This window comes from Rhodoferax sp., assembly GCF_023700745.1.
GTDB lineage: Bacteria > Pseudomonadota > Gammaproteobacteria > Burkholderiales > Burkholderiaceae_C > Rhodoferax.
Map to the genome: position 1 here is coordinate 142,008 of NZ_JAMPYG010000005.1, position 25,958 is coordinate 167,965.

Here is a 25,958-nt window from a genome sequence, read left to right on the forward strand (position 1 = left end):
CTGTTATATTGCACTGCAACATTTTCTATGAAAGGTGAATTCCCGTGCTCTATAAATTTTACGAAGCCCAACGTTCGCTGATGGAGCCATTCACTGATCTGGCGCAGTCTGCGGCCAAGGTGTATGGCAATCCCTTGTCATTGTTCGGCCAGCATCCCCTGGCACAACGCATTTCAGCTGGTTACGACCTGATGCACCGCCTGGGCAAGGATTATGAGAAGCCTGAATTTGGCCTGCGCATCGTGGATGTGGACGGGGTTGAAGTGGCGGTTCATGAGCGTGTTGAAGTCAAGAAGCCGTTTTGCGAATTACGCCGCTTCAAGCGCTTTACCGATGATGTCACCACGTTGTCCAAACTCAAGGGGCAACCTGCCGTGCTGATCGTGGCCCCGCTATCGGGCCATTACGCCACCCTGCTGCGCGATACCGTCAAAACCATGCTGAAAGACCACAAGGTCTATGTCACCGACTGGACCAACGCCCGACTGGTGCCCACCTCCGAGGGCGATTTCAGCCTCGACGACTACATTAATTACGTACAGGAATTCATTCGCCACGTACAAAACCGCTACGGCAACTGCCATGTCATGAGCGTCTGTCAACCCACCGTGCCGGTGCTGGCCGCGGTGTCACTGATGGCCAGCCGGGGCGAACTCACGCCCTTGAGCATGGTCATGATGGGTGGCCCGATTGACGCACGCCTGTCACCTACCGCCGTCAACAACCTTGCCATGAACAAAAGCATCGAGTGGTTTGAGCACAACGTGATTTACCGCGTACCGACCCGTTTCCCGGGCGCCGGGCGCAAGGTTTACCCCGGCTTTTTGCAGCATTCCGGCTTTGTTGCCATGAACCCCAGCAACCATGCCCGCAGCCATTACGACTACTTCAAGGACTTGATCAAGGGCGACGATGCCAGTGCCGATGCCCACCGCAAGTTCTACGACGAGTACAACGCCGTGCTGGACATGGATGCGCAGTACTACCTCGACACCATCAAGGTGGTGTTCCAGGAATTCAACCTGGTCAACGGCACCTGGGACGTCAAGGGGGTTGACGGCAAGATTGAGCGCGTACACCCCGAAGACATCCACAACACGGCCCTGTTGTCCATAGAGGGAGAGCTTGACGACATTTCAGGCTCCGGTCAAACGGCCGCCGTGCACACCATTTGCACTGGCGTGGACAAGGCCAACCAACGACACATCGAGGTGGAAGGCGCCGGTCACTATGGTATTTTTGCCGGTCGCCGTTGGCGTGAAGTGGTCTACCCGCAAGTCAAAGCCTTCATTCAGGCCTACCAGCCCAAGCCGGTTGCAGCAACCCCTGTGATGGCGGCGACACCAGCAGCCCCGGTACTGACCAACCCCGAGCCCGGGTTGCCTGAGCCGGCACCGGCATTTGTTTTACCCGAAGCAGCAGTCACGGCTGAAGTCAAGGTGCACAGCAAGCGCCCCGAACCACGTCAGCAACCGGCAGCCAAAGCCGCCGTCAACGTGGCCGAACCGACCAAACCGGCACGCAAACGCCCGACCCAACGTCACGGATGAAACCCGGTGCCGCCGAACTTTTGGCGGTGTTGCCGCAAACCCAGTGCACGCGCTGCGGTTACCCTGACTGTGCAGGCTACGCACAGGCCTTGCATGACGGCAGCGCGGATATCAACCAGTGCCCACCCGGCGGGGCTGCCGGGGTGCAGCGCCTGGCTGAACTGACCGGGCGCCCCCCCAAACCGCTCAACCCCGACAACGGCACGGAGGGACCACGTTCAGTGGTTTTTATCGACGAGGACTGGTGCATTGGCTGCACGCTGTGCATCAAAGTCTGCCCGGTGGATGCCATTGTGGGCGCCAACAAGCTGATGCATACCGTGATCGAGCCCTATTGCACCGGCTGCGAGCTGTGTCTGCCAGTATGCCCGGTCGATTGCATTGAAGTTGAAAACGTCAGTGGCAGCGCCACAGGTTGGGCCGCCTGGTCGCAAGAGCAGGCTGAACAAGCCCGCCAACGTTATGAATTTAATCGTTTGCGACGGGCGCGTGAGTCGCTTGAAAATGACCAAAGGCTGGAAGAAAAAGCGGAGCTGAAATTGTCCGACCTGGCCGCCCACTCGCAACACACCGACCCGGCCGTGCTGGACAAGAAGCGGGCCGTGATCGAAGCCGCGCTGGCCCGGGCCCGGGCCAAACGCCAAGCAGCGCCCTAAGCCGCCAGTCTGGCAAATGCGGCCACCACCTCGGGCGGCGCCTGCACCATCTCGATCAACACCCCCTCGCCCGCAATCGGAAACTCGTCGTTGGCCTTGGGATGCAGGAAGCAAATGTCAAAGCCTGCAGCCCCCTTGCGGATGCCCCCCGGCGCAAAGCGAACGCCTTGCGCCGTGAGCCATGCCACCGCCTTGGGCAGGTCGTCAATCCACAGGCCGACATGGTTCAGTGGTGTGGCGTGCACGGCAGGTTTTTTGTCGATGTCCATGGGCTGCATCAGGTCGACCTCGACCTTGAACGGGCCGACGCCCATGGCGCAGATGTCTTCATCAACATTCTCGCGCTCGCTCTGAAATGTACCGGTGACCTCCAGGCCCAGCATCTCGACCCAGAGCTTTTGCAGACGCGTTTTACTGGTACCACCAATGGCGATCTGCTGGATGCCCAGCACCTTAAAGGGGCGCTGGCTCATACAAATTCCACAATCGGCTGGTCCACGGTGAGACTTTCGCCTTTGGCGGCCAGCACCTTGCCGACCACGCCATCGGCGGCAGCAAACAGCACGTTTTCCATCTTCATGGCTTCGATCACGGCAACGCGTTCACCGGCCTGCACCTTTTGGCCCACTTGCACGGCCACATCGACCAGCAAGCCCGGCATTGGCGACAACACATAACGGCTCATGTCTGGTGCTGCCTTGAACGGCATCAGCGCATGCAACTCGGCCATGCGCTTGGATACCACCAGCACATCAATGCGTGTGCCATTGTGTTGCAAGCGCAAAGCCAGCGGATTCTTGGGCGTGCCGCGTTCGACCTGGGCAGTAAAGGGCGCGCCATTGACCGTACCCGTGATGCAGATGTCATTCAGCCTCGAATCGCTGCTGATTTCATAACTGCTGGCGCCCAACCTGACGCGTGCCGAGCCCGTCTGTCCAACAAACTCATCAACATGCACCGGGGTGTAGGCGTTCGTGCCGTCATCGCCCAAGGTGACCACCACGTAATCACTGCCCGCATTGACGGCATAACCCGGCAACTGGCCGCTGATGCCGGCCGCCCGTTCGCGCGATTTGCGCCGCACAAAGGCGGCCAGCGCCAGCATGAAATGCGGGTCTTCGTGAGGCACATCTTCGGCTTTGAAACCGTGGGCGTAGTTTTCGGCAATAAAACCCGTATTGAAATTGCCGGAAACAAACTTGGGGTGCGCCAGCAAGGCCGCCTGGAACGGAATATTGCTGCTGATACCGCGAATCACAAAACCGTTGAGCGCTTCACGCATTTTGGCGATCGCATCGAGCCGGTCGACACCGTGCACGATGAGCTTGGCGATCATCGAGTCGTAATACATCGGAATTTCGCCGCCGTCCTGCACCCCGGTGTCAACCCGCACGCCAAACCAGTCGCTGGTGTTGGCCTGCGCCATGGTCTGGGTGGGGGGCGCAAAACGCACCAGGCGCCCGGTGCTGGGCAAAAAGTTGCGGTACGGGTCTTCGGCATTGATGCGGCACTCCATGGCCCAACCGTTGCGCTTGACCTCGGCCTGCGTCAGCGGCAATTTTTCACCGGCGGCAACACGAATCATCAGCTCCACCAGGTCCAGCCCGGTGATGCATTCGGTCACCGGGTGCTCCACCTGCAGGCGCGTGTTCATTTCCAGAAAGTAAAAACTCTGGTCCTTGCCAACCACAAATTCCACGGTGCCGGCGCTCTGGTACTTGACCGCCTTGGCCAAGGCCACGGCCTGCTCCCCCATGGCCTTGCGTGTCGCATCGGAAATAAAAGGCGATGGCGCTTCTTCGATCACCTTCTGGTGGCGGCGCTGAATGGAACACTCGCGCTCGTTCAAATACACCACGTTGCCAAAGCTGTCGCCAATGAGCTGGATTTCGATGTGGCGTGGTTCTTCGACAAATTTTTCGACAAACACGCGGTCGTCGCCAAAGCTGTTGCGCGCTTCATTGCGACAACTGGTGAAACCCTCAAACGCTTCCTTGTCGTTGTAGGCCACGCGCAGCCCTTTGCCGCCGCCGCCGGCGCTGGCCTTGATCATCACCGGGTAACCAATGCCCTGGGCAATTTCCACCGCCTGTTCGGCTGACTCGATGGCGCTGTTGACGCCCGGAATGCAGTTGACCCCGGCAGCCCCGGCCAGCTTCTTGGACTCGATCTTGTCGCCCATGGCCGCCATGGAATAGTGCTTGGGCCCGATGAAGACGATGCCCTCTTCTTCGACGCGCTTGGCAAACTCGGCGTTTTCGCTGAGGAAGCCATAACCCGGATGCAGGGCTTGCGCGCCGGTTTGTTTGCAGGCGGCGATGATTTTCTCGCCCACCAGGTAGCTTTCGCGGCTCGGCGGGGCGCCAATGTGCACGGCTTCATCGGCCATCAACACAAAGCGCGCGTCCTTGTCGGCATCCGAATAGACGGCAACCGTCTTGATGCCCATTTTTTTGGCGGTGGTGATGACGCGGCAGGCAATCTCGCCACGGTTGGCGATCAAAATTTTTGTAAACATAATTCTCTCCTAACGTTATTCGGTCAGCGAATATGAAGTTCGCTGTGATGTTGAGTCTGACCTTTTGACGGGACGCCGTGTTTGTGGGTCCGCAACAGGGCGAGGGTGTCTGCTTCCGCTCATGTCCCCCTCCAAAGGCTCTCGCCTTTGGATTCCTCCTTGACTTCGCTGCAACAGACACCCCCACCCTGCCGCTGCGTAACCCTGACCTTGTATTTCATGCCCGCACGCCAACCGACCAGGATTGGGTTGCCTGGGCGTTTTGCGCAGGTAAAGGAGGAGGCTGCAGGCCGGGGGACACGGAGCAAAACGCCCAGGCTACCCGATCCAGCGCGATACACAGTCATGCTGTATTCCACAAAAATTTAAAGCGGAATGTTGCCGTGTTTACGCCACGGGTTCTCAAGCTTCTTGTCTTTGAGCATGACCAGGCTGCGGCAAATGCGCTTGCGGGTCTCCGACGGCAGAATCACGTCGTCAATAAAGCCGCGGGCACCCGCCACAAACGGGTTGGCAAAACGGGCTTTGTACTCGGCCTCCTTGGCCGCCAGTTTCTCCGGGTGACCCTTGTCTTCGCGGAAGATGATCTCCACCGCACCCTTGGCACCCATCACGGCAATTTCAGCGTTGGGCCAGGCAAAGTTGACGTCGCCGCGCAAGTGTTTGGAGGCCATCACGTCATAGGCACCGCCGTAGGCTTTACGTGTGATCACGGTGATCTTGGGCACGGTGCACTCGGCGTAGGCATAGAGCAACTTGGCGCCGTGCTTGATGATGCCGCCGAATTCCTGAGAGGTGCCGGGCATGAAACCGGGCACATCGACAAAGGTGATCACCGGAATATTAAAGGCATCGCAAAAACGCACAAAACGCGCCGCCTTGATGCTGCTCTTGATGTCCAGGCAACCCGCCAGCACCAGCGGCTGGTTGGCCACAATACCGACGGTCTGGCCGTCCATGCGGGCAAAGCCGATCAGGATATTTTTGGCGTACTCGGGTTGCAGCTCAAAGAAGTCGCCGTCGTCGACCGTCTTGACGATCAGCTCCTTCATGTCATAAGCCTTGTTCGGGTTGTCAGGCACCAGCGTGTCCAGGCTGTGTTCCATGCGGCCGGCCGGGTCGCCGCTCTGGCGCACCGGGGCTTTTTCGCGGTTGTTCAGCGGCAGGTAGTTGTACAGGCGGCGCAGCATCAGCAGCGCCTCGACATCGTTCTCAAAAGCCAGGTCGGCCACCCCGCTTTTGGTGGTGTGGCTGATGGCGCCACCAAGTTCCTCGGCCGTCACCTCCTCGTGCGTCACGGTCTTGACCACTTCCGGGCCGGTGACAAACATGTAGCTCGAATCCTTCACCATGAAGATGAAATCGGTCATGGCGGGCGAATACACCGCGCCACCTGCTGAAGGCCCCATGATCATGCTGATCTGCGGCACCACGCCACTGGCCATCACGTTGCGCTGGAACACCTCGGCATAACCACCAAGCGAGGCCACGCCTTCCTGGATACGCGCACCGCCCGAGTCGTTCAGGCCGATCACCGGCGCACCGACCTTCATGGCCTGGTCCATGATCTTGCAGATTTTCTCGGCATGGGCCTCCGACAGGGCACCGCCGAACACCGTGAAGTCCTGGCTGAAGACGAACACCAGACGGCCATTGATCATGCCGTAACCCGTCACCACGCCGTCACCCGGGATCTTGTTGTCCTGCATGCCGAAGTCGGCACAGCGGTGCTCGACAAACATGTCCCACTCTTCGAACGTGCCTTCATCGAGCAGCACTTCCAGCCGCTCACGCGCGGTGAGCTTGCCCTTTTTGTGCTGCGCATCAATGCGGTTCTGGCCCCCACCCAAACGGGCAAGTTGGCGCTTTTTTTCCAGTTGTTCAAGAATATCGTGCATGGCTTGGTCTCTCTCTTAGGTCAGGAAATGGTTCGGTTTTCGGATTTTGATGTGATGCGTGGCTTAGGCAGTTTCAGCATAAGCCTGGAGCATGTTGCGGGCGGCCGTGGAGGCCGCCACGCGGCCTGCCAGGACCTCCTGGGTCAACTGGGGCAACAGAGTTCTGACCGCCGGATGCTGGGCAAAGGCCTGTTTCAGGCCGGCGTCAATGCGTTCCCACATCCACGCCAGGGACTGCTTCTGGCGGCGTGCAGCAAACTTGCCATTGCCGGTTTGCAGGGCCTTGAATTCGAGCACCTTGTCCCAGAAGGCATCCACCCCCTGGGCATGCAGGGCGCTGAGCTGGATCACCTGGGGGTGCCATGTTTTCTGGTCGTGGTGCATGTGCTCCGGGCTGCCGTGCAAACCCAGCAAACGCAGGCTGGAATTGATCTGGGCGCGGGCCCGGGTGGCGGCATCGGGGTCAATGTCGGCCTTGTTGATGACCACCAGGTCGGCCAGCTCCATCACACCTTTCTTGATGGCCTGCAAATCGTCACCCGCGTTGGGCAACTGCAGCAGCACAAACATGTCGGTCATGTTGGCGACTGCCGTCTCGCTTTGCCCCACACCCACGGTTTCCACAATCACCACGTCATACCCGGCTGCTTCGCAAACCAGCATGGCCTCGCGGGTTTTTTCGGCCACACCGCCCAGCGTGCCGCTGCTGGGGCTGGGGCGGATGTAGGCTTTTTCATGCACAGACAGCAGTTCCATTCGGGTCTTGTCACCCAGGATGGAACCGCCGGAAACGGTTGAAGAAGGGTCAATCGTCAGCACCGCCACGCGGTGGCCCTGGGCAATCAGGTACAGGCCCAAGGCCTCGATGAAGGTCGATTTCCCAACGCCCGGCACGCCGCTGATGCCCAAGCGGAACGACTGACCGGTGTGCGGCAACAAGGCGGTGAGGAGTTCATCGGCCTGCAGCCGGTGGTCGGCACGCGTGGACTCCAGCAAGGTGATGGCCTTGGCGATAGCGCGGCGCTGTGCGAGCGATTCACCTTGCAGGACCGCCTGTAACGAGTTTTGAAGATTAAACAACTTCAAACCTCATTCAAATTGTTCAAAGAACGATAGGTCAATATCGAAGACGATTCGAGGTTTCAAGCCCAACTCATGCCGCTTGAACATCTCAAAAAGTTTTTCACCATCAACCAACTCTATGGGAACAGCACCCGGTCGCTCTGCTTCTGCACGCGCGTTACTTGAAAAGGTGCTCGTTGTCAGAAATATTCCTTTATCTGCGCGACCATCCATGGCACCTCGCAAGTCACGTATTTCTTTTGGTGGTACTGATTGCTCCCATTTCTTGCATTGGAATACGACATTGAAACTCATCAAGTCGTTTAGTTGCAAGACACCCACCCCATCGATGCCCCCATCATTTGACCGTCCAGTCACTTGCACTCGTTCGAACCCGGACTCTCGAAGTAGTCGCATGCACAAACGTTCAAATCCGCTCGGGGACAAACCCTTCACAACACGTAAAAAACCTTGAAGACTGGCATCTTCATCTGCTTGCGGCGTGTCAGCAGGAACGCCATCGTCTTCAATCGCTTGCGCTGCAGCACCAGATGCGACCTTACGAAGTTTTGCTTGTCGTTGCACTTGCCTGAGAAATATTTCCCGTGCCTCATCTGCAGACAAAATTACATTCTTGCCTTGCTGCGTCAAAGACCAAACACCGCGCCGCCCCGAATCAATAAAGCCTTCCCATACCAAATATTGGCGTGCCCACATCACTTGGTTATAAAACCGCTCTTGACCCGACTTGAGAACCACTTCCCTGACAGAGTCAGGAACTTTCTCAATTTGAGCAATTCTTTCGATGGCCTCACGCGGTGATGCCGAACCACCCAAATCGCGCAAAGCCTGCAACAAAGGTCCAAACCATCTAACAAATTCCGATTGCCTGGTTTTTTGCTTTAGAACCGAAGTGGTACTCATTGATCAATCTTTCTTAAGGATTCGAACCTCATACCCAATTCTCCAGTTTCAAGCCCGGAACACGCTCAAACTCTCGGGTGTTGTTCGTTACCAGAATCAGGTTTTGCGCCAGCGCATGGCAGGCAATCAACAAATCCCTCTCGCCAATTCGCTGGCCTGTGCACTCCAAAGCAAGCCGCGTTTGACCGTAGTGCCATATCGCTTCTTCGCCCCATGACAAAGCAGGCAAACTTTCAAAAAATGCTTCCAGTTTGACTTTCGTGTCAGGACGCGAACTTTTGGCAGCGCCAAAAGCCAACTCTGCAGCCGTGATACTGGACAAGCAGGTCGCGCCCGCACCTGCATCAATCAACCTTTGCAAGACATTCTCTGGTCGGTGGTTGATGGCATAAATGCAGATGTTGGTGTCCAACATGTATTTAAGTGAACGATTCATGGCAACAAAGACTCACGCTCGTTTTGCGACCACTCAGGTTCACGTGAAAACGGTTCAACATCAGCAAAAAGATCGAAAACTGACCGCACTCTAAAAGCCCAATCGCCTCCCATAGGGGTCAAGATCACACTGTCGCCCACGCGACGAATGACAACTTCATCCACATCAAATCGAAAGTTTTTGGGCAAACGCACAGCCTGGCTGCGGCCAGACATGAACACTTTGGCTGTTTCAGTGGGAGAAATCATGGCATCACCTGAAATTAAGTTAAGACATCTCAATGATATATCTCAATCAATAATCCATCAAGCCAACGCCTTTTTGATTTGATTGAGCACATCCTTGGCGCTCACCGGAATGGGGGTGCCGGGGCCGTAGATGCCTTTGACGCCGGACTGGTACAAAAAGTCGTAGTCCTGCCGCGGAACCACACCGCCGACAAACACGATGATGTCGTCGGCGCCCTGCTTCCTGAGCTCGGCAATGATGGCCGGCACCAGCGTCTTGTGACCGGCGGCCAGCGTGCTCACACCAACGGCATGCACATCGTTTTCGATGGCCTGGCGCGCGCATTCCTCGGGGGTCTGGAACAGCGGGCCCATGTCAACGTCAAAACCGAGGTCGGCAAAAGCCGTGGCCACCACCTTGGCACCGCGGTCATGGCCGTCCTGGCCCAGCTTGCTGATCATGACGCGCGGGCGGCGACCCTGCCCGGCGGCAAACTCCTCAATTTCTGCCTTGAGTGCGTTCCAGTAGTCCATGGTGTCTCCGGCCGTGGTATCGGTATCAAAAGCCGCTGCATAAACGCCGGTCACCTTTTGTGTGTCGGCGCGGTGGCGGCCAAAGGATTTCTCCATGGCGTCGCTGATTTCGCCCACGGTGGCGCGGGCGCGCACGGCCTTGATGCTCAGGTCCAGCAGGTTGCCGTTGCCACTGGCGGCAGCTTCTTCGATGGCTTTCAGGGCTTGCTGCACCCGGGCTGCGTCACGTTGCTGCCTGATCGCGTTGAGCCGGGCAATTTGCGAGTCGCGCACCGCCACGTTGTCGATGTCACGGGCTTCAATGGCGTCCTCGGTCTTGAGCTTGTACTTGTTGACGCCCACGATCACGTCCTTGCCGCTGTCGATGCGCGCCTGTTTTTCTGCCGCCGCCGCCTCGATCTTGAGCTTGGCCCAGCCCGAATCCACGGCCTTGGTCATGCCGCCCATGGCTTCGACTTCCTCGATGATGGCCCAGGCGGCATCGGCCATGTCCTGCGTCAGCTTTTCCATCATGTAGCTGCCCGCCCAGGGGTCGATCACGTTGGTGATGTGGGTTTCTTCCTGGATGATGAGCTGGGTGTTGCGGGCAATGCGTGCGCTGAATTCGGTCGGCAGCGCGATGGCCTCGTCGAACGAATTGGTGTGCAGGCTTTGCGTGCCGCCAAAGACCGCCGCCATGGCCTCGATGGTGGTGCGCACCACGTTGTTGTAGGGGTCCTGCTCGGTCAGGCTCCAGCCGCTGGTCTGGCAATGCGTGCGCAGCATGAGCGACTTGGGGTTTTTGGCGTCAAAGCCCTTCATGATGCGGCACCACAGCAGGCGCGCGGCGCGCATCTTGGCCACTTCCAGGTAGAAATTCATGCCAATGGCCCAGAAAAAGCTCAGGCGGCCGGCAAAGTCATCGACATCCATGCCCTTGGCAATGGCGGTTTTCACGTATTCCTTGCCATCGGCCAGGGTGAAGGCCAGTTCCAGCGCCTGGTTGGCGCCGGCTTCCTGCATGTGGTAACCGCTGATCGAAATCGAGTTGAATTTCGGCATGTGCTTGGCCGTGTACTCGATGATGTCGCCGATGATCTTCATCGACGGCTCGGGCGGGTAGATGTAGGTGTTGCGCACCATGAACTCTTTCAGAATGTCGTTCTGAATCGTTCCGCTGAGCTTGTCCTGCGACACGCCCTGCTCTTCCGCAGCCACCACGTAGCCGGCCAGCACCGGCAGCACGGCGCCGTTCATGGTCATGGAGACCGAAACCTTGTCCAGCGGAATCTGGTCAAACAGGATCTTCATGTCCTCCACCGAGTCGATCGCCACGCCAGCCTTGCCGACGTCGCCGGTCACGCGCGGGTGGTCGCTGTCGTAGCCGCGGTGGGTGGCCAGGTCGAACGCCACCGACACACCCTGGCCGCCCGCCGCCAGCGCCTTGCGGTAAAACGCGTTGGACTCTTCGGCGGTGGAAAACCCGGCGTACTGGCGGATGGTCCAGGGTCGCACCGCGTACATGGTGGCCTGCGGGCCGCGCAGGTAGGGCTCAAACCCCGGCAACGTGTTGGCGTAAGGCAGGTTTTGCGTGTCCTCGGCGGTGTACAGCGGTTTGACCGAAATGCCATCGGGTGTCAGCCAATTGAGCGCATTCACATCACCACCGGGCGCGGATTTGGCGGCGGCCTTGGCCCAGGCGTCCAGACTGGCAGGCTGAAATTCAGGATTGGTGTGTGTCATGGTGGCAAACAGTTAAGGAATAAATCGCAACGCACGCCACTGTGACAGCGGCGCACATTTTGAGCAAGCAAGTTTACATTATTTATAATTATTGATACAAAAAATTCCTTCCAGCTTACAATTTGTCCTATGGCCGCACTCTCATTAGCTCCCCGCGCACTCTACGAAGAAGTGGCTGAACTGCTGCGTCAGCGCATTTTCAGCCGCGAACTGGAGCCCGGCAGCTGGATCGACGAACTCAAGATTGCCCAGGACTACGGCATCAGCCGCACGCCGATGCGCGAAGCGCTCAAGGTGCTGGCGACCGAAGGCCTGGTGACCATGAAGGTGCGTCGTGGTGCCTATGTGACCGAGGTTTCCGAACGCGATCTGGCCGATGTTTACCACTTGTTGAGCCTGCTCGAATCCGATGCCGCCGGGGTCGTGGCCCAAAGGGCCACCGCAGCCCAGATGGCCGAACTGCAAGCGCTGCACCAGGAACTTGAAGAAGCCGCCCGGCCAGAGCAACAGGACCGTCAACGCTTTTTTGAAATCAATGAGCGTTTTCACATGCGTCTGCTGGAAATCGCCGACAACCGCTGGCGCAACCAGATGGTGGCCGACCTGCGCAAGGTCATGAAACTCAACCGCCACAACTCACTACTGAAAACAGGGCGAATCGGCGAATCGCTGGATGAACACCGCGCCATCATGGCCGCGCTGGCAGCGCGCGACCCGCAGCTCTGCACACAGCGCATGCAGACGCATTTTGCCAACGGCCTCGAAGCAGCGGTTTAACGACAACAAGCCCACGCCACCGATCCTCATGACCCTGCCGCCAACCAACACTTTCATGCAACAGGCACTGGCACTGGCCACGCAAAGCCTGCTGCTCACCTCCCCCAACCCCCGCGTGGGCTGCGTCATCACCACAGCCGCCGGTCAGGTGCTTGGCCAGGGCGCCACCCAGCGCGCTGGTGAGGCGCACGCAGAAGTCATGGCGCTGCGCGACGCTACCGCCCGCGGCCACAGCGTGGTGGGTGCCACGGCCTATGTCACGCTGGAGCCCTGTTCACACCAGGGCCGCACCGGGCCCTGCTGCGATGCCCTGGCGGCGGCGGGCATCAAAAAAGTGGTGGCCGCCATTGGCGACCCCAACCCCCTGGTCACCGGCAATGGTTTCACAAGGCTGCGCGCCGCCGGCATCGAGGTCGAAATCGGCCCCGGTGGCGCCGAATCGCGCGAACTCAACCTCGGTTTCTTCAGCCGCATGGTACGCAAAACCCCCTGGGTGCGCATGAAGCTGGCGGCCTCGCTGGACGGCAAGACCGCCCTCGACAATGGCGTCAGCCAATGGATCACCTCGCCCCCGGCCCGCGCTGACGGCCACGCCTGGCGCGCCCGCGCCTGTGCCGTGCTGACCGGCATTGGCACGGTGCTGGCCGACAACCCCAAGCTTGACGTGCGGCTGGTTGACACGCCCCGCCAACCGGCGCTGGTGCTGGTTGACAGCCGCCTGGAAACCCCGCTGGACGCAGCGCTGTTTACCCCAGCGCGGGCGCTGTACATCTACGCGGCGGTGCCGGACGAAGCCAGACAGGCGGCGCTGCAGGCACGCGGCGCCAGGGTGGTGCTGCTGCCCGGCCCCAACGACAAGGTCGATCTGGCAGCCATGCTGCGCGACCTGGCGCGCCGCGAAGTCAACGAGCTGCATGTGGAAGCCGGTGAAAAACTCAACGGCTCGCTGATCCGCGCGGGTCTGGTTGATGAATTTCTGGTTTATCTGGCCCCCAAACTGATCGGCCAGGGGCGCGGCATGGCACACTTTGGTCCGCTGCAGGATCTGGCCCAGGCGCTGCCACTGGACTTCACGTCCACGGCCATGCTGGGGCCGGACCTGCGCATCGTCGCCCGCGTATGCGGCCGAGACGTTTTTTAATGAAATTACTATGTTCACAGGCATCATCACAGGCATCGGCCGCATCACCAACGTTCAGCCCCTGGGCGAAACTGCCACCCATGGCAAGCGCCTGACCATCACCTGCCCACCGGGCTACCTCGACGACGTCGGGCTGGGCGACAGCATTGCGCTCAACGGCGCCTGCATGACCGTCACAAGCTTCGACGCGGCCCAAAACCAGTTCACCATCGATATTTCGGCCGAGTCGCTCAACAAGACCGCCGGGCTTGACCAGTTGGGCACCGTCAACCTGGAAAAGGCCCTGCGCGCCCATGACCGGCTGGGCGGCCACATTGTTTCTGGCCATGTCGACGGCATCGGCCACGTCACTTACTTTGCCGAAATCGGCGAAAGCTGGCAATTGCGCGTGATGGCGCCGCCAGCCTTGGCCAAGTACCTGGCCTACAAGGGCTCGATCACCGTCAACGGTGTCAGCCTGACCGTGAACCAGATTCAGGACAGCGCCGAGGGCTGCGAGATGTCGATCAACCTGATCCCGCACACGGTGCAGAACACCGCGCTGGGGACGCTCAAGGTGGGCTCACGGGTGAACCTGGAGATTGACCTGATTGCGCGCTATTGCGAGAGGATGTTGAGCTCTCACAATACCGTCTAAAGCGGAAAACAGGCTTAAGCGCGTGATCGGTGACTAAAAAAGTGCACGCCATTGCGGCCTGCGGCTTTGGCCTGGTACATGGCCATGTCGGCCTGCTTCAACAGGTCTTCGGGCAACGCCCTGGCATTCACCAGCAGCGCCACGCCAATGCTGACCGACAGGCTCCAGGTCACTTCAGGCAAGACAAACTGCCGTGCCATGGCTTGCAAAATCTTGTTGGCCACCGCTTGCGCCCCAGCCTGCGCCAGCTCTTCATCTTCGCTCAATTGCGCCAAGGCCACCACAAACTCATCGCCCCCCAGGCGCGCGACGGTATCAACCTCGCGCACACAAGCCTGCAGGCGCTGCGCCACCTGGATCAATAACTCATCACCCTGGTCATGGCCATGGTTGTCATTAAGCAATTTGAACCGGTCCAGATCCAGAAACAACACCGCCGCGATCTGGTTGTTGCGGGCCCGCACCGCGCTCAATTGCTGCAAACGGTCCAGCAGCAGGCGGCGGTTGGGCAGTTGTGTCAACGGATCAAAAAACGCCAATTTGCGAATGTCTTCCTCGAACCGCTTGCGCAAGCTAATGTCGGTATGCACCGACACATAGTGGGTGACCTGGCCCTGCATATCTTTGACCACGGTGATCGACAACCAATCCGGGTACACATCGCCATTTTTACGCCGGTTCCACAGCTCACCCTCCCAATGGCCGGTTTGCGTCAGGCTGTGCCACATGGCTTGGTAAAAAGCCGGGTCATGGCGGCCAGACCTGAGCATGTTGCTGGACTGGCCCACTGCTTCGTCAAAGCTGTACCCAGTCAAATCCACAAAAGCGTGATTCACCCTCAAAATGCGCAAATCTGCCGAACTGACCACCATGGCGGCGCTGGATTCAAACGCCACCGCCGCCACCCGTTGCGCTTCTTCGGCCTGTTTACGCTCGGTGATGTCAAAAATGGCCCCATGAAAGACCACACTGCCATCATCACGTTTTTGCGGCACGCCACGACCACCACGCCAACTCACGCTGCCGTCGGGCAGCTTCAATCGGTATTCCGTTTGCCAGGGTGTCAGGTGGGTCACGGACTGCTGGATCGACAGCTTGACCCTGGCGACATCGTCGGGATGCTGCCAGGCAAAAAGCAGCGACGCATCATGCTGCACCTGTGCCAGTGTCAAGCCATAAAAATCCAGGAAATACTTGGACAAATAGGAAAAATGAATACGCCCGTCGGCATCCATATTGAACTGAAACAACTCGGCAGGCACCTGGTCGGTGAGATTTTGCAACAAGGTCTGGCTTTGCTGCACGGCCAGCTCCAGCCGTTTTTGTTCACTGCGATCGACCGCAGTACCCGTCATGCGCAACGCCCGTCCTGCCGCATCACGCGCAACCACTTGCCCGCGCACCATCAAATGCACCCAATGTCCATCCTTGTGGCGCAGTCGGTGTTCCAGCAACAAACGCGGCACCTCGCTTTTAAGCACTGGCGGCAAGCGTTCGGCCAGCATCCGCCTGTCGTCCGGGTGCAACAACTCGACAAACAGCTTGTTGTCAAATTGTTGCGCGCCTGGCAGAAAGCCCAGCATGACCCCTGAGCGTTCGTCCACTTCTATCTGCCCGGTGACCAAATCCCAGGACCACAGCGCCAGGCCCCCACTGTCAAGCGCCAGCTTCATCTGCTTATGACTTTGCGCCAATTGCCGGTGTTGCCGCTGGATAAGGGAGCGGTCCCACGAAAAAATGGCGGCACACCCCAGCAACAACAGGCCACCCAGGGTTGCCAGCAGCCAATCCAGCCGGTTCGTCTGCAGGCCCTCTTTCTGGTACTCCTGTTTGCCCAAAGCCACCGACACATAGAGCGGGAAACCCGGCACCGGCCTGGCATGGTACAAGCGCGGCACGCCATCCGCGGCCATGTCCGAATCAAAAAAACCTTCCACTGGCGCTTGCGGCAAAACCTCCTGTGCCGCGCCTGCTGACAGCTTGGCGCGCTGCGCCCAGACCCTGCCGTCACGCCCCAGCAGCATCGCATTACCTTGCTCCCCCAGGTCCAGGCTGGCGTAAAAACGGGCAAAATAATCGGCATCCAGCGACACCACCACCACCCCGGCAAAACTGCCATCAGGCTGGTTGATGCGCCGGGTGAGCTGAATCGTCCATTTTTTGGAGAACTGTTCCAGCATCGGTGGCGAGACAAGCAGTTCATCGCTGGCACGCGCCAGATGCATCTTGAAGTATTCCCGGTCGTCCAGGTTGACCGTCGGTGTCTGGGGCAAGTTGCTCAAGCGGAAAATACCCTGGGCATCGATGATGCCCACGTGGTGCACCAATGCCACATCCAGCGTACTCCGGCGTACCAAGTCAGCCAGGTCGAGCGCCATGCCATCGCGCAGGTAGAGTGCGCGAACAATTTTCAGCGTCTGGTCAACCGTATGCAGGGTCCGTCTGACGTGCTGCTGGCTGAGGTACGACAGATTGACCAGCTCACGCCGGGCGGTGCGCTCATCTTTTTCCAAATTGGATTGAGTGACCTGACGCGTCAGCAACAACAACGCCAGCACTGCGACCAAAGCCAAGGTCCAGGCCACCAGATGCGGCAAATGAATTTTCCAGCGTTGGCTCAACGGCGATTCCTTGGTCATGAACAGAGTCTTTTGTGTACCGAGTTTACGCCCTCCACGTTGAGTCCAAATCCTACCGGCGAGGCTCACCCCGCTCGTTAACGGTCACGGTGGCGCCGGGCGGCGTCGTCATTTGCGTGCGGTGCTCCTGACCCCGAAAGTTGTAGCTGACATCCCAATACTGGGCCTGGGCCTGGTTGGGAGTGCTTTCACAACGCTGTACATCCTGCGTTGTCCCGTCGGTGCGACCGACGTTCGCACCTATCGCGGCCCCGGCGATCAGGCCGCCGACGGTGGCAATGTCCTTGCCGCTTCCGCCGCCAACCTGATGGCCCAGAATGCCGCCAATGAGGGCACCTGCAATCGCGCCGGGAATGTTGGCATTGCCTTGCGTCTGGGCGACTTGCCCGGGCTCGACCCAGCAGCGCTGCTCAGGGGTTCCGACCACCGCACGCACGGACGTCACATTGGCCTCGTAGAGCCGCTCATTGTTGCGCCGACGGTAGTCAGGTGCCGCAACCGGCTGGGACTCATATCCTTGACCACCATTGTTCACGCCAGGGCTCATGGCGCGCACCGACGACACACGGTCATTCAGACCCATCGCCGCCATCGAGGGGTACTGGCCTGGACGCAAAACAACGCATCGACCGCTGTACCGATTGTTTTCACAAAGCTCCCAAGGGCCGCCGGCAACCACCACTGAGGAAGCGCGGTCATTGAAGTTGTTTTGCACAAAGTTGTCGATCGACTGAACCGTGGTGAATGCGCGACCGGTAAATCCTTCACGTTCGTAGAAGGTGACCTGTCCGGTTGCCGGACCGGGCGCATAGCGGTCATCAATGCGTGCGTCACGGCTCGCAAGCCGGACTGAGGAAACGCGGTCGTTCAAGCCCATCGCCGACATGGACGGATACTGTCCCGGACGCAGGACGACACATTGACCTCTGAACTGATTGTTTTCACAAAGCTCCCAAGGGCCGCCCACCACGACCACCGAGGAGGCGCGGTCATTGAACTGATTGCGGGCGAAATTCCTGACCAGCTCTTGAGTAACGAAAGAACGACCGATAAACCCTTCGTTTTCATAGAAGGTGATCTGTGGTGTCTCCGGAGCAGGCGCCGTGTTGCGCGCAGCCCGCACCGACGACACACGGTCGTTCAGGCCCATCGCGCTCAATGACGGATATTGGCCAGGCTGCAAGACCGCACAACGACCGCCGAACTGGGTGTCTTCGCAAACCTCCCAGCTTTCGCGGGCTACCACGACTGACGAGGCCCGGTCATTAAAGCCGAAACGCTCAAAATTCCCGACCTGTCTCTCGGTGGTGAAAGAGCGGCCGCGAAAGTTGTCCTGTTCGAAAAAAGTGACCTGTGCCATCGCCTGGCTGGCGACCGCGACAGCGGTCAGCGCCAATGCGTTTTTCAAGTGGGTGTTCATTGATGGTTTCTCCAGAAAGTTGTATGCATCTGCCAAGCCGCAGCTTGCATGTCCTGCCACCAGGGGATTCAAGTGACACAGACCGGACTATGTTGGGCCTTTAAGGCTGGGTCTGTGCGTTGGCGCACGGTGCGCGTTTGAGCAAGCCGGTGCGGAATCCAAAGCTGTCGATGCCGATGCAGCCAAAGCCCTGTTCAAGGACAACGATTGCACCAAGTGCCATGCGGTTGACAAAACCAAAAAAGGCCCTTCATTGAAAAAAAAATTGCAACCAGCCAAAAGACAGATGGCCAAGAAAAAATCATCAAAAACATCACGACCGGTCCCAATATTCAGTTCGAGGACGGCACCGTGGAAAAAGACAAAATCATCGACACCAAAGACCCCAAGGAGCTGAAGAATCTGGCGGACTGGATTCTTTCGGAATAGCAAACCGGGTTTCAGCGCGGGGCTGCCTGGCCTGCAGCAAAAACGGGCGTGCTATCTGCTACCCTCCAAGGCATGCCAAATCAAGCCACCACCACAGCCATGCCACCTGCTGTGATCGTCCTGCTGTTGTCGCTTTTGCTCGGCCTGCAGCCCATCACCACCGACCTGTATTTACCCGCGCTGCCGGTGCTGACCACCGGCTTTGCTGCGCCCATGCACCAGGCACAGTTGACGCTGACGGCGCTGTTGCTGGCGTTTGGTGTGTCGCAACTGGTGTGGGGGCCGCTGTCCGACCGCTTTGGCAGGCGGCCCATTTTGCTGGTCGGCCTGAGCGCTTACGTGCTGGCTGCCGTTGGCAGCACGCTGGCACCCAGCATGACCGCCTTGATTGTCTGGCGTACCGTGCAAGGTGCCGCCATGGGTGCGGCGGTGATGTGCGCACGCGCCATCGTGCGTGACCTGTACGCGCCGGTGCAGGGCGCGCGGGTCATGAGCAAGGGCTTGAGCGGCCTGGGCGTGATTGCCTTTTTGAGTGCCCCCAGCGGCGGACTGCTGACCGAGGTCTTCAACTGGCGCATCGCCCTGCTGGCGCTGGCCATCTTTGGTGCCGCCAGCCTGGCCATGATTGCCTGGCGTTTTGAGGAAACCCTGCAGCGCAAGAACCCCCAGGCCTTGCAGGCCGCCACATTGCTGAAAACCTGGCAAAGTATTTTTCGTCACCCTGCTTTCCTGGCTTTTTCAGCGCTGTCAGCCGCGTCTTACGGTGGCCTGTTCACCCTTTTGGCGGCTTCGTCGTTTGTCTTCATGAATGTACTGGGCCTGAGCAAGACGCAGTACGGCGCCTTGATGGCACTGAACTCGCTGGGCTACATTGCCGGTACCTTTTTGTGCCGCTACTGGTTGGCGCGCCTTGGCGTGCGCCGCACGCTCAAATGGGCGGGCGGGCTGTCGCTCGCTGGTGGCACCTTGATGGCTGTGCTCAGCCTGGCCGGCGTGCAAAACGTGTGGGCCATCATGGGGCCGCAAATGCTGTTTGTCATCGGCCACGGCATCCACCAGCCCTGTGGCCAAAGCGGTTCGGTGGGACCGTTCCCGCACGCGGCCGGCGCCGCCTCGGCCATGAACGGCTTTTTGATGATGCTGGCGGCATTTGCCATGGGCAGTTGGCTCGGCGGGCACATGGACGGCACCGTGCTGCCGCTGACGCTGGGCGTGTGGTTCTGGAGCGCCCTGATCGCGCTGACCGCCTGGACGCTGGTGCAGAAGTATGGAGAATCCAAGTAATGGGGGTCAGATTCCAATTAAATTCCACCCTGCCCCACTATTTGGCGCTGGCCGGCCCCACCGCGTCAGGCAAAACAGCGGCCGCGCTGGCCATTGCCCAGGCCTGGCCGGTAGAGATCATCAGCGTTGATTCGGCCCTGGTCTATCGCGGCATGGACATTGGCACGGCCAAGCCCACGGCAGCCGAACTGGCGGCCGTGCCGCACCACCTGATCGACATCCGCGACCCGCTGCAGGCCTACAGCGCTGCCGAGTTCGTGGCCGACGCACAAAAATTGATAACCGACATCACAGCGCGTGGCAAGCTGCCGCTGCTGGTGGGCGGCACCATGCTGTATTTCAAGGCGCTGCGCGACGGGCTCGACGACATGCCCCGCGCCGACCCGGCCATTCGCGCCGACATCGAAATGCAGGCAGCGCGGGTCGGCTGGCCCGCCATGCACGCCGAGTTGATGCAAGTGGACCCGGTCACCGCCGCCAGGCTGGCCCCGGCGGATTCGCAACGCATCGCCAGGGCGCTGGAGGTGCACCGCATCTCGGGGCAACCGCTGTCGTCTTTTCAAACCAGAAAATCTGGCCACAGCATTGACACCCCTCAGGCCTCGAATAGCCTGCTGATCTCGCTGGAGCCGCAAGACCGCGCCTGGCTGCACCAGCGCATCGCCCAGCGCTTCGATGCCATGCTGGCCAACGGTTTTCTGGACGAGGTCAGGGCCCTGCGTGCGCGCGGCGATCTGCATCCTGATTTGCCGTCCATGCGCTGCGTCGGCTACCGTCAGGCGTGGGAGTATCTGGACGCGCATGAAACGCGCGGACTGGCCGGTGAGCTGCCCTTGAGCGAACTGCGCGACAAGGGCATTTTTGCCACGCGCCAGCTCGCCAAACGCCAGATCACCTGGCTGCGTTCCATGCCGGAGCGGCGCGTCATCGCCTGTGATGCGCCCGATGCGCTGGCGCAGGTGCTGACCCTGGCAAGGTGTTTCATCGAAGGCAATCCATGGCCCTGATCATTGAACATTTGAGCAAGCGCTACGGCGATGTGCCGGTGTTCAGCCAAGTCTCGTTGCACGTGGCGCCGGGCGAATTTGTCGCCATCGTCGGCGAGTCGGGTGTGGGCAAATCAACCCTGCTCAACTGCATGGCGGGCCTGGATAACTGGGACAGCGGCACGGTGGTACTGGACGGGCAGGATCTGGGCACGCTCAGTGACGAGCAACTGGCGCGCCTGCGCCGTGAAAAAACCGGTTTTGTGTTTCAGGCCTTCCACGTGCTGCCACATCTGAGCGTGGCGCAAAACGTGGCGCTGCCGCTGATGCTGCTGGGCCAGCATGACGACGCGCGGGTGCAAGCCATGCTCGATGCCGTTGGCCTGGCCGGTTTGGGCGAGCGCCTGCCGCAGCAACTCAGCGGCGGCCAGTTGCAGCGCGTGGCGATTGCCCGTGCGCTGGTGCACCGTCCGATGCTGCTGCTGGCCGACGAGCCCACCGGCAATCTCGACCCCGGCACCGCCACGCTGGTGATGGACGCGTTGGTGGAACAAACCCGCCAGCACGGCGCCGCCATGGTGCTGGTCACGCATTCACTGGCGGCATCCGGGCGCGCCGACCGGGTACTCAGACTCACCCCCGGGGGGCTGGTTGCACATGCAAGTCCTGCTTGATTTTTCCGATCCGCACGGCCAGCAGGCCGCGTTGCGCTGTGCCTTTGACCAACCGGTACAAACGCTGATGGCGCACACGCTGGATCAGGTCAAGCCGCTGCTGGCCACCGTCGATGCCCTGTCCAGGCAAGGCTTCTGGTGCGTGGGTCATGTGCGTTATGAGGCCGCGCCCGCGTTTGATAGCGCGCTGGTTGTGCACGACCACAGCGGCCCTCTGGCCTGGTTCGGGGTGTATGACCAGGTCCGGCCCTGGCCCGCCGAAACCCAAAAGGACGACGACTCGACCCGCGTGCAATGGCGCAGCGGACTGGGCCGACCTGATTTTGATGCCGCCATGGCACACATCCACCAGGCCATTGCGGCAGGTGATCTGTACCAGGTCAATTACACCGCACCGCTGCACGGCGATTTTTCTGGTGATGCGCAAACACTTTTCCAGCGCCTGCACCGCGCCCAGCCCCAGGGCTACTCGGCCTTTATCGACACCGGCTTTGAGCAGATTCTGTCGGTCTCGCCTGAACTGTTTTTTGACTGGCGGGACGAACAGCTGCTCACCCGCCCGATGAAGGGCACCGCGCCGCGTGGCAACACCCCGGCCGAGGACGATGCGCTGGCCCAGACGCTGGTGGCATCGCCCAAGGAACGTGCCGAGAACGTGATGATTGTCGATTTGCTGCGCAACGACGTGTCGCGCATCGCCCAGCCTCATAGCGTCAGGGTTCCGCGTCTTTTTACCGTGCAAACGCTGCCCACGGTGTTGCAAATGGTGTCGGACGTGACCGCAGTCACCCGGTCTGGCATAACCCTGTGCGATGTCTTTAGCGCACTGTTCCCGTGCGGCTCGGTCACCGGCGCGCCCAAGGTCCAGTCCATGCGCATGATCCGGGCGCTGGAACCGGCACCGCGCGGCATTTACTGCGGCGCCATCGGCGTGGTGCGCCCGGGCGGGCACGCCACCTTCAACGTGGCCATCCGTACCGTCACCTTGCGCGGCTCACACGCCAGTTGCGGCATTGGCAGCGGCATCACCTTTGACGCCACGGCAGACGCGGAATGGCAGGAGTGGCGTATCAAACGCGGTTTTCTGGAGCGCGCCAGCCAACCCTTTCAGTTGCTGGAAACCCTGCGCCTGGAGCATGGTGTATTCCATTACCTGGATGCGCACCTGGCCCGTCTGCAGCGGGCGGCAAAGCATTTTGGGTATCCATTTGACGCGGGTGTGATGGCGAACGCAGTGCGGCAATCCATGCCCCCCGAAGCCGTGGACTGCCACGTCGCTGGAGCGACTCACCATGACGTCTCTGCCTGGCGGGTGCGATTGCTGCTTGATGCCGGCGGCCATGCGCAGGTGCAGTTTTTTGCGCTGCTGCCTTCACCATCCCAGGTGATCTTGCAGCTGGCCGATCGCCCCTTCGACGAAGCTCAGAGCGAATTCACCCGTTTCAAAACCACGCACCGCGCGCACTACGAAGCCTTTGCCACCACCGACCCCCAGGTGTTTGACACGCTGCTCTACAACACGCAGGGTGAACTGACCGAATGCACCCGCGGCAACATCGCCCTGCTGCTTGACGGCCGCTGGGTGACACCACCGCTGCGCTGCGGGCTGCTTGATGGCGTTGGACGCGAGATGGCGCTGAAAGAAGGGCGTCTGCGCGAGTCCGTGGTGCGTCTGGACGACCTGCCGCGGGTACAGGCGCTGGCCTTTGTCAACAGCTTGCGCGGCTGGTTGCCGGCGCAACTTTTGCCATCACGCCCTCGGCCCCATGCTTGATTTGCTCAAGACCTTCTCCTGGCAAGAACTCAAACACCACCCGTGGCGCAATGCAGCGGCAGTGGTGGCGGTGATGCTGGGCGTGGCGCTGGCGTACTCGGTACATTTGATCAACGCCTCGGCGCTCGATGAATTCTCGCAGGCGGCGCGCTCGGTGGGTGGCCAGCCCGACCTGGAATTGCGCGGCGCACAGGGCCGGTTTGACGAGTCCCTGTTTGCCCGCGTGGCCAGATTGCCGCAGGTGGCGCGGGCCTCACCAGTGCTCGAAGTGGGTACTTACGCCATCACGCCCGGAAGCAAACGCAGCCTGCAGGTGGTCGGTATCGATGCGCTCGTGGTGGCGTATGTGGCACCCGATCTGATGCCACTCCCCACACCCCCCAGCGACAAGCAAACAGTTGACCGCTTCGCGTTGTTTGCGCCGGGGCAGGTGTTCTTGAACCCGGCGGCACAACTGCTTGCGGGACCCAACCTGAAGCTGCAAAGCGGCCTCGGGCTGCTGCCCGTCACTGTAGCCGGCACCGTGCGCGCCAGCGGCCGGGCGCTCGCCGTGATGGACATTGGCGCAGCGCAGGAGCTGTTTGGCAAGCAAGGGCAACTGAGCCGTATCGATCTGCGTTTGAAGCCAGGCGTGAACCGCGACGACTTTGCTCGCAACCTGCAAAGCGCCCCCGACTGGCCCACCGACCTCACCTTGAGCGTGCCAGGTGATGCGCAGTCGCAGATCAACAACCTGTCGCGCGCCTACCGTGTCAACCTGACCGTGCTGGCTTTCATTGCCCTGTTCACCGGGGCCTTTCTGGTGTTCTCGGTGCTGTCCCTGAGTGTGGCCAAACGTGCGCAGCAATTTGCGCTGTTGGGCGTGCTCGGCCTGAGTGGCCGCAAACGGCTGAGTCTGGTGTTGTGGGAGTCGCTTTTTCTCGGCCTGTTGGGCAGTGCCGCCGGCATCGCCCTGGGCACGACCCTGGCGGCCCTGGCTTTGAAATTGCTGGGCGGCGACCTGGGTGGCGGCTTTTTTGCCGGCACCGCGCCGCGGCTGCAATTGAATGGCTGGGCCGCTCTGGTTTACGGCGCCATGGGCGTGGCCGCCGCTTTGGCGGGCGGCTGGTGGCCGGCTCGGACGGCGCAAGCCCTGCCACCGGCGCAAACCCTGAAGGGGTTGGGTGGCACGCTGGTGAATCCGCACAGCCACTGGCTCAGCTTGCTTTTGATCCTGGTTGGCACAGCGCTGACCCAGGCGCCAGCTGTCTGGGGCATTCCGGTGGCGGCTTATCTGTCGGTGGCCTTGTTGCTGGTGGGTGGCATCACCGCCTTGCCCTGGCTGATCGGCCTGCTGCTGGACCGCATCGCCCCACTGGTGACGCGTCAGACCCTGCCGCTGCTGGCGGTGGCGCGGGCCCGACACCAACGTGAAACGGCTGCAGTGGCGGTCAGCGGTGTGGTAGCTTCGCTGAGCCTGGCCGTGGCTTTGACCGTGATGGTGGCGAGTTTTCGGGATTCGGTCAGCCTGTGGCTGGACCAGGTGCTGCCCGCCGATTTGTATGTGCGCAGCACCCCAAATTTGGGTGCCAGCGACACGGTTTATTTCAGCCCGGCGTATGTACAGGCTGCAGCAGCCTTGAACGGCGTCAAGCAGTTGCAGGCGCAACGCGTGCTGCCCTTGCTGCTCAAACCCACCTTGCCGCCGGTGGCGCTGATCGCCCGCGAGCTGGCTGATCCGGCCAAAAACCTGCCCCTGGTGGGAGAAGCGCTGCCGGTGCCCGTCGGGCAGATCGGCATTTACGTGAGCGAAGCGGTGGTGGACCTGCACGGGGCCGTGGCGGGCCAGACCTTTGCCCCACTTGGCAAGACTTTCAGAACCCTTGCCCGAACAGGGTTGGCGGACGAGGCCTCCTACTTTGTCGCGGGCGTCTGGCGCGACTATGCACGCCAAAGCGGCGCCATTGTCATCGACCGGGCTGTTTTCGAGCGCCTCACCGGTGACCAGCGCGCCAATGACCTGGCGCTGTGGCTGACCGATCCGGCGGACGCGCCCAAACAACAGCAGGAACTGCGTGCGCTGGCAGAACAAATGGGGCCTGGCAACGGTGATCTGATGGAGTTCGGCACACCGAGTCAGATCCGGGCCACTTCACTGCGCATTTTTGATCGCAGTTTTGCCGTCACCTACTGGCTGCAGGCCGTGGCGATTGCGATTGGCCTGTTTGGCGTGGCCGCCAGTTTCAGTGCCCAGGTGCTGGCGCGGCGCAAGGAATTTGGCCTGCTGGCGCATTTGGGACTGACACGGCGGCAAATCCTGACCGTGGTCGCCCTTGAAGGTGCAGCCTGGACGCTGCTGGGCGCGCTGGCGGGTCTGGGCCTGGGCCTGGTGGTGTCAGTGGTGCTGGTGCAGGTGGTGAATCCGCAAAGTTTTCACTGGACCATGGACCTGATGCTGCCCTGGCTCAAACTGCTGGGCCTATGCCTGGCCGTGGTGGCGGCAGGCACGCTGACCGCCTGGCTGGCCGCCCGGGCAGCGGCGGGCCAGGATGCGGTACTGGCGGTCAAAGAGGATTGGTGAAACCAGGAGGACATCGTCATTGGGGGAGCTCAGCTGCGTGGCCATCCAGATCATTCATGCCTGAAAAAAAGCCTTTAAGGATTTCTCCTTAAAGGCTTTTGTAGAATGAA

The 25,958-nt window shown here is 60.4% G+C and carries 22 protein-coding genes; 11 read left to right on the forward strand and 11 right to left on the reverse strand.

The window, feature by feature from the left end; all coding sequences use genetic code 11:
• Nucleotides 1–44: 44 nt before the first annotated feature.
• Nucleotides 45–1,550, forward strand: coding sequence for a polyhydroxyalkanoate depolymerase (gene phaZ / locus NDJ10_RS06685; RefSeq protein ID WP_296160434.1), 1,506 nt, complete (start codon nt 45–47; stop codon nt 1,548–1,550).
• Nucleotides 1,547–2,206, forward strand: a complete 660-nt coding sequence (gene rsxB / locus NDJ10_RS06690) for an electron transport complex subunit RsxB (RefSeq protein WP_296160436.1) — start codon at nt 1,547–1,549, stop codon at nt 2,204–2,206. Before phaZ ends, rsxB begins: the two co-directional genes overlap by 4 nt.
• Here rsxB and NDJ10_RS06695 read toward each other — a convergent pair.
• From NDJ10_RS06695 to scpA, 8 genes are all read right to left on the reverse strand, one after another.
• The gene (locus NDJ10_RS06695) at nt 2,203–2,679 is read right to left on the reverse strand and encodes a VOC family protein (RefSeq protein WP_296160437.1); all 477 of its coding nucleotides are present in this window, start codon (nt 2,677–2,679) and stop codon (nt 2,203–2,205) included. The two genes, rsxB and NDJ10_RS06695, sit on opposite strands and share 4 nt — an antisense overlap.
• Entirely contained in the window at nt 2,676–4,724 is a 2,049-nt protein-coding gene (locus NDJ10_RS06700) for an acetyl/propionyl/methylcrotonyl-CoA carboxylase subunit alpha (RefSeq protein WP_296160438.1), read from the reverse strand. The genes NDJ10_RS06695 and NDJ10_RS06700 overlap by 4 nt, the downstream gene beginning before the upstream one ends.
• A gap of 365 nt (nt 4,725–5,089) precedes the next feature.
• On the reverse strand, nt 5,090–6,622 hold the full coding sequence (locus NDJ10_RS06705; RefSeq protein ID WP_296160439.1) for an acyl-CoA carboxylase subunit beta: 1,533 nt from the start codon (nt 6,620–6,622) through the stop codon (nt 5,090–5,092).
• Between the two features lie 63 nt (nt 6,623–6,685).
• Entirely contained in the window at nt 6,686–7,702 is a 1,017-nt protein-coding gene (meaB, locus tag NDJ10_RS06710; protein WP_296160440.1) for a methylmalonyl Co-A mutase-associated GTPase MeaB, read from the reverse strand.
• A 9-nt stretch (nt 7,703–7,711) separates the two neighbouring features.
• Complete coding sequence (locus NDJ10_RS06715) at nt 7,712–8,608, reverse strand: restriction endonuclease (RefSeq protein WP_296160441.1); 897 nt, start codon at nt 8,606–8,608, stop codon at nt 7,712–7,714.
• Between the two features lie 28 nt (nt 8,609–8,636).
• A complete protein-coding gene (locus tag NDJ10_RS06720) occupies nt 8,637–9,044 on the reverse strand; it encodes a type II toxin-antitoxin system VapC family toxin (protein WP_296160442.1) in 408 nt (135 codons plus the stop codon).
• Nucleotides 9,041–9,292, reverse strand: a complete 252-nt coding sequence (vapB, locus tag NDJ10_RS06725) for a type II toxin-antitoxin system VapB family antitoxin (RefSeq protein ID WP_296160443.1) — start codon at nt 9,290–9,292, stop codon at nt 9,041–9,043. Before vapB ends, NDJ10_RS06720 begins: the two co-directional genes overlap by 4 nt.
• A 57-nt stretch (nt 9,293–9,349) precedes the next feature.
• The gene (scpA, locus tag NDJ10_RS06730) at nt 9,350–11,527 is read right to left on the reverse strand and encodes a methylmalonyl-CoA mutase (RefSeq protein ID WP_296160445.1); all 2,178 of its coding nucleotides are present in this window, start codon (nt 11,525–11,527) and stop codon (nt 9,350–9,352) included.
• 129 nt (nt 11,528–11,656) lie between these two features.
• On the opposite strand from scpA, the gene NDJ10_RS06735 reads away from it, so the two are divergent.
• The 3 genes from NDJ10_RS06735 to NDJ10_RS06745 are packed head-to-tail and all read left to right on the forward strand — an operon-like array spanning nt 11,657 to nt 14,082.
• A complete protein-coding gene (locus tag NDJ10_RS06735) occupies nt 11,657–12,304 on the forward strand; it encodes a GntR family transcriptional regulator (protein WP_296160446.1) in 648 nt (215 codons plus the stop codon).
• Between the two features lie 28 nt (nt 12,305–12,332).
• A complete protein-coding gene (ribD, locus tag NDJ10_RS06740; RefSeq protein WP_296160447.1) occupies nt 12,333–13,445 on the forward strand; it encodes a bifunctional diaminohydroxyphosphoribosylaminopyrimidine deaminase/5-amino-6-(5-phosphoribosylamino)uracil reductase RibD in 1,113 nt (370 codons plus the stop codon).
• A gap of 10 nt (nt 13,446–13,455) precedes the next feature.
• Nucleotides 13,456–14,082: a riboflavin synthase gene (locus NDJ10_RS06745; RefSeq protein WP_296160448.1), complete on the forward strand. Its 627-nt coding sequence runs from the start codon at nt 13,456–13,458 to the stop codon at nt 14,080–14,082.
• Between the two features lie 14 nt (nt 14,083–14,096).
• Here the strand turns inward: NDJ10_RS06745 and NDJ10_RS06750 are convergent, their stop codons facing one another.
• The 3 genes from NDJ10_RS06750 to NDJ10_RS06760 form a co-directional block, all read right to left on the reverse strand.
• Complete coding sequence (locus NDJ10_RS06750) at nt 14,097–16,721, reverse strand: diguanylate cyclase (protein WP_296160449.1); 2,625 nt, start codon at nt 16,719–16,721, stop codon at nt 14,097–14,099.
• Nucleotides 16,722–16,773: 52 nt separating this feature from the next.
• Nucleotides 16,774–18,141: a beta/gamma crystallin-related protein gene (locus tag NDJ10_RS06755; RefSeq protein ID WP_296160450.1), complete on the reverse strand. Its 1,368-nt coding sequence runs from the start codon at nt 18,139–18,141 to the stop codon at nt 16,774–16,776.
• A gap of 100 nt (nt 18,142–18,241) precedes the next feature.
• A complete protein-coding gene (locus NDJ10_RS06760; protein ID WP_296160451.1) occupies nt 18,242–18,364 on the reverse strand; it encodes a hypothetical protein in 123 nt (40 codons plus the stop codon).
• On the opposite strand from NDJ10_RS06760, the gene NDJ10_RS06765 reads away from it, so the two are divergent.
• From NDJ10_RS06765 to NDJ10_RS06790, 6 genes are all read left to right on the forward strand, one after another.
• The gene (locus NDJ10_RS06765; protein ID WP_296160485.1) at nt 18,332–18,538 is read left to right on the forward strand and encodes a c-type cytochrome; all 207 of its coding nucleotides are present in this window, start codon (nt 18,332–18,334) and stop codon (nt 18,536–18,538) included. The genes NDJ10_RS06760 and NDJ10_RS06765 overlap by 33 nt on opposite strands.
• Nucleotides 18,539–18,642: 104 nt before the next feature.
• Complete coding sequence (locus tag NDJ10_RS06770) at nt 18,643–19,854, forward strand: multidrug effflux MFS transporter (protein WP_296160453.1); 1,212 nt, start codon at nt 18,643–18,645, stop codon at nt 19,852–19,854.
• Nucleotides 19,854–20,861 (forward strand): tRNA (adenosine(37)-N6)-dimethylallyltransferase MiaA, encoded by a 1,008-nt coding sequence (miaA, locus tag NDJ10_RS06775; protein ID WP_296160454.1) that lies wholly within the window; start codon nt 19,854–19,856, stop codon nt 20,859–20,861. Before NDJ10_RS06770 ends, miaA begins: the two co-directional genes overlap by 1 nt.
• On the forward strand, nt 20,852–21,514 hold the full coding sequence (locus NDJ10_RS06780) for an ABC transporter ATP-binding protein (protein WP_296160455.1): 663 nt from the start codon (nt 20,852–20,854) through the stop codon (nt 21,512–21,514). The genes miaA and NDJ10_RS06780 overlap by 10 nt, the downstream gene beginning before the upstream one ends.
• Nucleotides 21,498–23,288: an aminodeoxychorismate synthase component I gene (gene pabB, locus NDJ10_RS06785; RefSeq protein ID WP_296160456.1), complete on the forward strand. Its 1,791-nt coding sequence runs from the start codon at nt 21,498–21,500 to the stop codon at nt 23,286–23,288. The genes NDJ10_RS06780 and pabB overlap by 17 nt, the downstream gene beginning before the upstream one ends.
• Complete coding sequence (locus tag NDJ10_RS06790) at nt 23,281–25,848, forward strand: FtsX-like permease family protein (RefSeq protein WP_296160457.1); 2,568 nt, start codon at nt 23,281–23,283, stop codon at nt 25,846–25,848. The genes pabB and NDJ10_RS06790 overlap by 8 nt, the downstream gene beginning before the upstream one ends.
• Nucleotides 25,849–25,958: the final 110 nt, after the last annotated feature.